Raw genomic sequence first — 8,523 nt, 5'->3', positions numbered from 1 at the left:
ATTAGCCAACTGGACTTGGGTAAGTCCAAAAATGGCATAAAGAATAAGAATAATAGACAAATCACACTCATTTCTAAGATGGATTCTGAGAAAAATTCTTAAAATCATAAAGGCATTTGGGAATAAATACATTCCCAAATGCCTTTTGTCTTCAATCTGTATCCCCTGATTTACATAATCAGGGGATTAACTTATTAAAGAGAAATATGAAACACCTGATCTTCACTTACTTCGCCATTCAAAAAGACGCGTTCCTGGTAATAAATCATTTCTTTTGAAAGGAGAAATACCGTTGAACTTCTTGTTCCATAGTAATCTGTTTTGATAAATAGCGGGGATAGGATTCTTTCCCATTCCTTTGAAACACCTGTGTTCGGAAGAAGATGATCTTCAGCAGGATCGGCATTTTGCAGCAGTTTGAATAATCGCTCTTTCATATCTGTCTCTTCTCTTCTGATAATTTGTTCGAGTCCTGCTTTCCCTTTTTTAACCTTTGGCCATTCAGTATTTAAAAGATGGTTACTCACTCCATAGATGCCTGGTTCTAGCTTTTGAATCTTGTTCTGAATATTAGAATAGTAATAGCATTCGTCCGTATTACCTGCGAGCAGATTGAATCCGGGATAGGAAGTCCGTTTTTCAGCTAATGTTTGTAAATATTGAACAGCATTCTGGGGTTTTTTTAAAAAATCAGCAACCAATTCCCCACGTGACCGCTTCCCTTCTGTTTCTTCATTTGGGTCCCGATAGTTGGTCACGGCTGCAAAGGATCCTGTTTTTGTTACCCCCATCCAGGTTCCTCGCTTTTCTAAATCTCTGCCCGCCAAAATGTTTGGCTCATCCTCCCAAAAGTGTGCAGGAGCAGTGGGTCTTTTATAAAATTCGTCCCGGTTGGCTGCCATAATCAGCTTATACTTTGGATGGATCCGGTAAGCAAACAAAATTAAACACATGTTTTATCACAACCTTGTTCTAGTAGGCAGTCCCCTTTTCAATAATTTCGAGTTTAAATATACCTACTTCATTTTCTTTATATAAATTGGTAATAGAGGTGGAGTAAGAGTTGATTTTTCCGCGGAATTCTAGATTCTTCTCGGGTACCTTAATGTTAAAGTCATTTTCGTATAGCAATGTGGTTATTCTGTGATACTCTTGGCTGGATACTTTAAATTCAAAGCCGATGAGTCGCTGTTTCTCATTGGATGTTTTGCTGTTAATCGTATCTGTATAAAAGTTTTCAGCATCTATTGAAACGTCATTAAGCAAGACTTGCATCTTCATTTCACCTCTATTTTAGTTTACCCTTTGTCTGTTTGATTTTGTACTTTTTTGCGTGATTTCCCATTGCTCTCAAACTTCTCGCTTTTCATCAGCATCGCGGGAATTAGATTGAAACATAAGAACCGTCCCTTTGTTTCTTATGTTTTAGTGCTATAATGTTTTCGTATACTCTAGTCCGAAACGAGGGTTCGCTATGGATAAAAAGCAAATTGAATATCAAATCCGGGAATTAAAAGAGGAATATGTACGGCTTCAAAACGATCTTGAAAAATTAGAATCTGTCGGCGGAAATGTTGGGCCATTAGAAAGACAGATTACCGAAATAGAAAATGAATTAAGAACATTGAATCAGAAGCTTCGCGAGGTGTAAGAGTTGTTCCGTATGGAGCAATTCTTTTTTTATTTAAATTATTAGAACAAAAGGACTATCTCACTTAAAGTACGTGCATCGTATTTAAAGAAAATGTAAAGCCGCAGACTCTTATTAAAATACTTATTGCAACTCATTTTCATGTCTAAAATGTAAAAAGGCTTGTAACAATATTAATCGTTTCTTAAAAATCCCTCCCTTATTTTTTCCTATAGAACAATCGCGATTATCTAAAATTTTAACTTAATTTCCTATTTTCCTCTATTTCAATAGGTCTTTCATCTCTTTTATTGTCATCAGATTTTAATAGATTTTCTACACTCCCTTTAAATTTGGCTGTTACTTTTTTATATGAAAGCAGGATTTTCAAATTTGAAAGGAGAAAGAATCATGCTAAAAAAAGCAGCAGCCGTTACTTTAACAGCAGGAGTTCTATTTTCAGGACTGAGTGTAGCATGGAATGAAGCAAATGCAGGGAAACCGGAATGGGCAGGAACTGGAGTACCGCCTCATACAAATGCAAAAAAGATTGAAAATGTTATTTTTATGATTCCAGATGGCTTTAATGCCACGTATGCAACGAACTATCGTTGGTTTAAAGGTGAAAAATCTTCATTTGATCCTTATGTAAAAGGATTAATACAAACTTATTCGGCTAACACTGAGGTGACAGATTCAGCCGCTGCTGGAACAGCGATGGCAACTGGGGTTAAAACCAACAATGGCATGGTAGGTGTCACACCAGATGGAAAAGAAGTTCCATCGATTTTAGATGCGGCTGAGGCAGCAGACAAATCAACAGGCTTAGTAGCAACTTCAACGATAACACACGCTACACCGGCAGTATTCGGAGCCAGTGTATCCGCGCGTGGAGACGAAGCTTTAATTGCCCCACAATACTTTGAAAATGGTGTCGATGTCCTCCTTGGCGGAGGAAGAGATTATTTCCTTCCAGCATCTGAAGGCGGACAACAGCCTGCAGGAAACCTCGTTGAAACTGCCATTGAAGATGGCTATCAATATGTGACAAACCGTGATGAATTGCTTGCTTCAGACGGCGAAAAAATCCTTGGCTTGTTCGCTGACGGTGGGATGGCTCCTGAATTGGACCGTGATTTAACGGATCAGCCAAGTCTTGCCGAAATGACAGAAAAAGCGATTGAAGCATTAAGTCAGGATGATGATGGATTCTTTTTAATGGTTGAAGGTTCACAAATTGATTGGGCTGGACATGATCATGATGCCGCTTGGGCGATGAATGATGTAAAAGCTTTTGATGAAGCTGTTGCAAAGGCACTAGAGTTTGCAGAAAAAGATGGAAATACATTAGTTGTCGTAGCAGGTGACCATGAAACAGGCGGAATGTCTGTAGGCTCAAACGGAGTATATGATTTAAATATTGAGGTTCTTAAGAACGTTACTGCCACTGGAGATGCGATGGAAGCTCAGTTAAACGATGATTTAAGCAATCTTGAAGAAGTTGTTCTAGAAAATGCCGGAATTGAGTTAACGGCAGACGAAGTAAACCGGATTAAAAATGCAGAAAGTCCATCCATCGCTATTAATGAGGTCATTTGTGACCGTGCCTTAATAGGATGGACAAGCAGTGCCCATACAGGAACGGATGTACCAGTCTATGCATTTGGACCGCAATCCGATCTATTCGTTGGTCTTCACAACAATACGGACCTTCCTAAGTTAATCGCTGAGGCTATGAAGATTGAGTTAGGAAATCAGAAATAATGTAAAGAACCCCCTATTTCCTTTGTGAAAAAGGGGGTCTTTTTTTAACATATTATCTGTAATTATTATGAATTGGATTAAACAAGTCTTCTTGGCTATTTCTTACAACAGAAAAATGATCCACATTATCATGTCCATGGAGAATGGCATTATGATGACTAATAATGTTTTCAGCTGATAAGGTTCGGGAATCTGTTGTTGAATGACCATCTCCAACTAAAGTAACATCAAAATGATTGATGGTAGCCGTTCTGACTGCAGAATCAATACAATATTCGGTTTTACACCCCATTATGACAAGATGTTCGATTTTCTCAGCCTTTAAATAATTCAATAGTGGAGTGTCATAAAATGAATTAGTGGCTGCTTTATCAAATATTTTCGCATTGGCTGGGACATTAATTTGTTCATGAATTTGAAATCCTTTTCCTTCACCATTAGCTACATCCTTATCTCTCATAAAAACAACCAATGCATCTGATTCTAAAGCTTGTTTTATAACCAAATTGATATTTTTTAGCAGTTGCTCTTTATGAAGAACACTTTTTTCAGTTTCATTTCCTTCAATTAATTCTTGTTGGGCATCAATAATTACTAAGACTTGTTTCAATAGCAAAACTCCCTTTTGAAAAATTTTAAATTTCTTTTACCTCAAGCCATTCTGTTCCCCTCATTTTCATAATAACCGCCCCCTCTTTTTCATGATCAGAAACAAAAACCCACTTCCCGTTTTGTTTCAATATTTAATTCGCTTTAAATCGGCTGCAATCCTCTTTTTAACCATACTTTGGAATCAGCTTACATATTCTAAATAAGATTTCTATTCCAAATGTTGTTTAAAGAAAGGCAAAACATGCTGCCAAAATTGCGGATCGGATTCTGAACTCCGATGACCTTTGCTATCCACATAAAGATGCGGGAGATCCACATTTTCTATAATAAAATCCAGTTCGGTTGATGGAACATAATCGTCCCTTTTTGAGTGTATAAGCAGAACCGGAGACTTCCTCTCCCTTAGTGCATGGAGCACATCAAATTCTTTTAATTCTTTAGATTGGATTCCGGCTCTTACAAACATTATTTTTGAGATAAGCGGGCCAAACGGAAAGTAAGGCAGTTTATACTTGTTTAATGCCGCCTTCATAATGGTGCTGATTTGGGCAGGGCTTGAGTCTGAAACGATTGCTTGAACGCCAATATCATTTTTGTTCGCTAAAATACTGCCAAACCCGCCAAATGAATGAGCTAAAATTCCAATTCGTTCAGGATCAACTTCCTTTTTTGTTTTTGCATATTGAACAGCCGCCAAGACATCATCCCGGAAAGTTTTTACTGTAGGAGCATTTATTTCCTCACTTTCCCCATGACTTCGTACATCAAAGAGCAATAATGCGTATCCGGCTTCAAAAATAGGTTTTACATACCTTTTCATTTTTGCCCGGTTCGATCCCCAGCCATGAACTAGAATGATGAGAGGGCTTTTTTCGTGCTGATTTGTTTTTGCTGGGATAAACCATCCCGCCATTTTTTCTGTCCCACTTTGGAAACTCACTTGTTCAAATGGGATGTCTGGCTTGGTATCAATGGCAGTTTTTCTTGGTGTTTGGCTTACAACAGCCAACTTCCACACTAATCCTGCAAATGCGACGAGAAACATTAAAGTACTTATTATCCAAATATACATGGACTTCTCCTTTGTTTTATGTTTTTAAAAAGAAACCAAACGGTCTGTTTTTTGGGTAAAAAAAATTTAATGGACTCGAAGATTTTCAATCGATTCAGTTAGATGCTTTATAGCCTGCTTCATATACGAATTGGTCTGGTATAGCTTGCTAAGCATTACAGCACCTTCAATGGTTGATGTAAGAAATGCTGAAAATGACTCAATATCGACAGTTGGCTGAATTTCATTTTTCCTGATTCCTTTACGAATTGTAAGCTGGATTAATTTTAGCCATTTTTGCATAGCTTCTTGCGCTCTTTCACGCAAGACAGGATTCGTATCATCGCTTTCTACCGCTGTGTTTAAAATCGGGCATCCACCTTTAATTGGCGGGTTATCTATAATATTTTCATAAATAGAAATGAGTGCGATTAATTGGTCAATCGCAGACTTTTTCCCTTCGATTGCCTTGGCATAGGTATGAGTTAAAACCTCAATCGCGTAATCAAATGATGCAATCGCCAGCTCCTCTTTATTTTCAAAATGATTATAAATACCGCCCTTTTTGAGACCAGTAGCATTCATGATGTCAGTGAGAGAGGTACCAATATACCCCTTCTGATTAAAAACATCAGTAGCAAGCATAATAATTTGCTGTTTCGTCTTCTCACCTTTTCTCATCTTTTGCACCTCAATTTTGAAACCGATCGGTCTTTTATAAAAATATACCACTTCTGCAGATGGTTAACAAGATTTTCCACAAAAAAACGAGAAGGATTTAACCTTCCCGTTTTCAACAAACCTCGGGGCGTGACAGGCACCGTTACTTGTTTTCTGATAATACCTGTCGAGTGGCGGAAGCTTCTTTTCTTTTTCCGTGCAAGAGATAATACAGTCCAATCCCTGCCAGAATGTAGATAGAGCTATAAAAGTATAAAGAGTTTAGACCGATTTCGGCACCGATGATACCGACCAAGAAGGACCCGAGCCCCATGCCAATATCAAAGATTGATAGATAAGTAGCCGTTGCAAGCCCGCTTTTTCCTGGAGAAGCTTCTTGGATCGCAATGGTTTGAAGACTAGGAAACACGGTTCCCCAGCCAAGACCAACCAACGCTGCTGCCAGCAGGAAAATAAAAGCAGATTCTGCTCCGCTTAAGACGAATACCCCGATAGCAAAAATGATAAGGGCAGGATAAATAATCACATTCGCTCCATATTGGTCAAACCATTTTCCTGTAAATGGGCGTGAAAGCAGAAGAACAACCGCATATACAACAAAAAAGTAGCTCGCCACTTTGGCTAGACCAATCTGACTAGCATATACGGAAACAAAGGCGAGGATAGAAGAATACGCAATCGCAAAAAAGGCACCGACGACTGAAATTTTGACAGCTGGTCTTTCGAACATATCTCCAATCCGGAAACGAATTTTTTCTGCTTTTTGAGTGGATTCTTGTTTAATTTCATTCGGAAATTTAATCATAAGTCCAGTTAAAAGAGCGAGAAACCCGAAAATGGCAGACATCGAAAATGTTGTTTCAGCTCCCCAGTCTTGGATTGCAGTCAATCCTAAGAAAGGACCAATGACCATGGCTAAATTCACAAATAAAACGTAATAGCCCATACCCTCACCTCTTCGCAAAGGAGGAATAACATTAGCAACAATCGTTCCGGTCGCAGTAGTTGCCATTCCAAACCCAATTCCATGAAAGAAGCGAAGAACGAGCAGGCTCCCTATCGATTGAGGCAAGAAGTATAATGTTGCCCCTGCGGCAAATATGAATGCTGAAGCAATGAATACCTTCCTTATTCCATATCGGCTCACCCATTGTCCTGCAAATGGACGGGATACAATTGCAGAAATTAAAAATACTGTGACAAGTAAACCTACCTCAGCCTCTGATACGTTTAGAAAGTCTAAGGCATATATCGGCAGTAATATAAGCAAATAATAAAACGTTAAAAACACAAAAAAATTGCTGATGGAAACCAGAATAAAATTTCTAGTCCAAAGCTTCGGTTGTTTTTCCATTGATGTTCCTCCCCGCTGATTATTTTCTAAGCTGAATTGAGAATTCATGCAGAAGCTTTCTTAACTCCTCTTGAGATGACTTTGGAAAAAGCGCAAGTAATGAATCGTTCATTTTCAATACAGCTTTTTCCCATTCTGGGTATTCCGCAATTGCCTTCTCCGTAAGCTGAATATACTTCACTCTTTTATCTTCTTTACTGGGTATTTGCTTTACATACCCTTGCTTTATAAGCCTTTGGATCGTTCGTGTCATAGGCGGAGCTTCAACAGACAAATAATCGCAAAGCTCCGATTGAGTTAGATTGCCTTTCGTTTTTAAAACAAACAATACGGACCATTGTGCGCTATATATAGAAAACGGCTGCAAAGCTTCATTCAAGCTTTTATGGAGCTGCCGTGAAAGCTGGTGAATTGTATGAAATAAATCATGATTATTTCGCATATTGTCCGCTCCTCAAATTAGTTACCTAGGTAACTATATCACGGAAATTTAAGTGTAACAACCCCGATTGAAACGCAGGGACGGTTCTTTTGTTTCACTTGAGTGAAACAAAAGAACCGTCCCTGCGTTTCGCATTTAATTCCCTTTTTTAAATACTGATGGGTCAAGTGTCAGTTCAGCTACAATTGGCAAATGGTCTGAAGCGATTGTGGAGATGACTTCGGCATTTGCCGTTTCAATTTCGTTGGAAGTGAAAATGTAATCAATTCTTTTATTTGGTTGATCTGCTGGAATCGTATACGCTTCATTTTGATCAGCAAAGGCATCTTTATAATGAGAGAAAAGCGGCTGCATTTCAACGCTGTCAGGCACTGCATTCAAATCACCGACAATTGCTTTCGGCCCATTTGTTTTACTTGCAATTTCAATGATTTCTTTTATTTGAATTTCGCGTTCAGCGGAAGTTAAAGCCAGATGAGTGTTATAGAATTTTAGGTGATGTCCCTTTACATTAATGACTGTTTCGAGTAACCCGCGCTGTTCTGTATTCCCAATCTTCGTTAATGGGTAGTTTTTCGATGCGATAATCGGATACTTGCTTAAAACAGCTGTCCCATATTGACGGCGAGGTTCTCCCGGGTTAAGGGGTTCATTGTCGAGATTTGCAGCATACGTATAATGCATATCCAACCGCTCAGCCATCCATTTAGCCTGATCCTCAAAATTACTTCTTTCTGACCAGTGATTGTCCACTTCTTGGAGTCCAATAATTTCCGCACCGGAATCTTCAATCACCTTGGCAATTCGTTCTAAATCCAAAACGCGGTCTAGCCCTTCAGCATGATGGATATTGTAGGACATTACTTTGACATCGATTGCTTTCTCCTCCTTATTTATTGGTTCACTTGCCAAAGAGGAACTGACTGGAGTTATGAAAAAAAGCAGGATTACTAATAACCCGAAGTATTTCTTCAACATGATCACCCCTA

Annotated in this window: 10 protein-coding genes; 2 read left to right on the top strand and 8 right to left on the bottom strand. The window is 38.7% G+C overall.

The features are described 5' to 3' along the window. Positions 1-194: 194 nt before the first annotated feature. Positions 195-953 carry an NRDE family protein gene (locus MLE14_RS12420; RefSeq protein WP_243298699.1) on the bottom strand — a complete coding sequence of 253 codons (759 nt, stop codon included), beginning with the start codon at positions 951-953 and terminating at the stop codon, positions 195-197. 19 nt (positions 954-972) lie between these two features. Continuing rightward, a complete protein-coding gene (locus MLE14_RS12415; protein WP_243298698.1) occupies positions 973-1,275 on the bottom strand; it encodes a DUF3219 family protein in 303 nt (100 codons plus the stop codon). A 199-nt stretch (positions 1,276-1,474) separates the two neighbouring features. Here MLE14_RS12415 and MLE14_RS12410 point away from each other — a divergent pair, with 199 nt between their 5' ends. Together MLE14_RS12410 and MLE14_RS12405 are read left to right on the top strand one after the other, a co-directional pair. Continuing rightward, positions 1,475-1,651 carry an SE1832 family protein gene (locus tag MLE14_RS12410; protein ID WP_243298697.1) on the top strand — a complete coding sequence of 59 codons (177 nt, stop codon included), beginning with the start codon at positions 1,475-1,477 and terminating at the stop codon, positions 1,649-1,651. A gap of 390 nt (positions 1,652-2,041) precedes the next feature. Continuing rightward, a complete protein-coding gene (locus MLE14_RS12405; RefSeq protein WP_243298696.1) occupies positions 2,042-3,394 on the top strand; it encodes an alkaline phosphatase in 1,353 nt (450 codons plus the stop codon). A gap of 52 nt (positions 3,395-3,446) precedes the next feature. Here the strand turns inward: MLE14_RS12405 and MLE14_RS12400 are convergent, their stop codons facing one another. The 6 genes from MLE14_RS12400 to MLE14_RS12375 all read right to left on the bottom strand — a co-directional run bounded on the left by MLE14_RS12400 (position 3,447) and on the right by MLE14_RS12375 (position 8,509). Then, positions 3,447-4,004 carry an isochorismatase family protein gene (locus MLE14_RS12400; protein WP_243298695.1) on the bottom strand — a complete coding sequence of 186 codons (558 nt, stop codon included), beginning with the start codon at positions 4,002-4,004 and terminating at the stop codon, positions 3,447-3,449. A gap of 210 nt (positions 4,005-4,214) precedes the next feature. After that, complete coding sequence (locus tag MLE14_RS12395; protein ID WP_243298694.1) at positions 4,215-5,078, bottom strand: alpha/beta hydrolase; 864 nt, start codon at positions 5,076-5,078, stop codon at positions 4,215-4,217. 66 nt (positions 5,079-5,144) lie between these two features. Then, positions 5,145-5,738, bottom strand: coding sequence for a TetR/AcrR family transcriptional regulator (locus tag MLE14_RS12390; protein WP_243298693.1), 594 nt, complete (start codon positions 5,736-5,738; stop codon positions 5,145-5,147). A 142-nt stretch (positions 5,739-5,880) separates the two neighbouring features. Beyond that, on the bottom strand, positions 5,881-7,092 hold the full coding sequence (locus MLE14_RS12385; RefSeq protein ID WP_243298692.1) for an MFS transporter: 1,212 nt from the start codon (positions 7,090-7,092) through the stop codon (positions 5,881-5,883). Between the two features lie 19 nt (positions 7,093-7,111). Further along, positions 7,112-7,534 carry a MarR family winged helix-turn-helix transcriptional regulator gene (locus tag MLE14_RS12380; protein ID WP_243298691.1) on the bottom strand — a complete coding sequence of 141 codons (423 nt, stop codon included), beginning with the start codon at positions 7,532-7,534 and terminating at the stop codon, positions 7,112-7,114. A 135-nt stretch (positions 7,535-7,669) separates the two neighbouring features. Then, complete coding sequence (locus MLE14_RS12375) at positions 7,670-8,509, bottom strand: endonuclease/exonuclease/phosphatase family protein (protein ID WP_243298690.1); 840 nt, start codon at positions 8,507-8,509, stop codon at positions 7,670-7,672. Between the last annotated feature and the right edge of the window lie 14 nt (positions 8,510-8,523).

The organism is Bacillus litorisediminis (assembly GCF_022808645.1).
Classification (GTDB): domain Bacteria; phylum Bacillota; class Bacilli; order Bacillales; family JC228; genus Bacillus_BF; species Bacillus_BF litorisediminis.
This window is presented reverse-complemented; position numbering and strand designations above follow the sequence as displayed.

What these genes read in the sequence shown, in the direction of transcription:
- MLE14_RS12380 (WP_243298691.1), bottom strand. Translation starts at nt 7,534, where the DNA reads ATGCGAAATAATCATGATTTATTTCATACAATTCACCAGCTTTCACGG.
- MLE14_RS12385 (WP_243298692.1), bottom strand. Translation starts at nt 7,092, where the DNA reads ATGGAAAAACAACCGAAGCTTTGGACTAGAAATTTTATTCTGGTTTCC.
- MLE14_RS12420 (WP_243298699.1), bottom strand. Translation starts at nt 953, where the DNA reads ATGTGTTTAATTTTGTTTGCTTACCGGATCCATCCAAAGTATAAGCTG.
- MLE14_RS12405 (WP_243298696.1), top strand. Translation starts at nt 2,042, where the DNA reads ATGCTAAAAAAAGCAGCAGCCGTTACTTTAACAGCAGGAGTTCTATTT.
- MLE14_RS12415 (WP_243298698.1), bottom strand. Translation starts at nt 1,275, where the DNA reads ATGCAAGTCTTGCTTAATGACGTTTCAATAGATGCTGAAAACTTTTAT.
- MLE14_RS12410 (WP_243298697.1), top strand. Translation starts at nt 1,475, where the DNA reads ATGGATAAAAAGCAAATTGAATATCAAATCCGGGAATTAAAAGAGGAA.
- MLE14_RS12395 (WP_243298694.1), bottom strand. Translation starts at nt 5,078, where the DNA reads ATGTATATTTGGATAATAAGTACTTTAATGTTTCTCGTCGCATTTGCA.
- MLE14_RS12390 (WP_243298693.1), bottom strand. Translation starts at nt 5,738, where the DNA reads ATGAGAAAAGGTGAGAAGACGAAACAGCAAATTATTATGCTTGCTACT.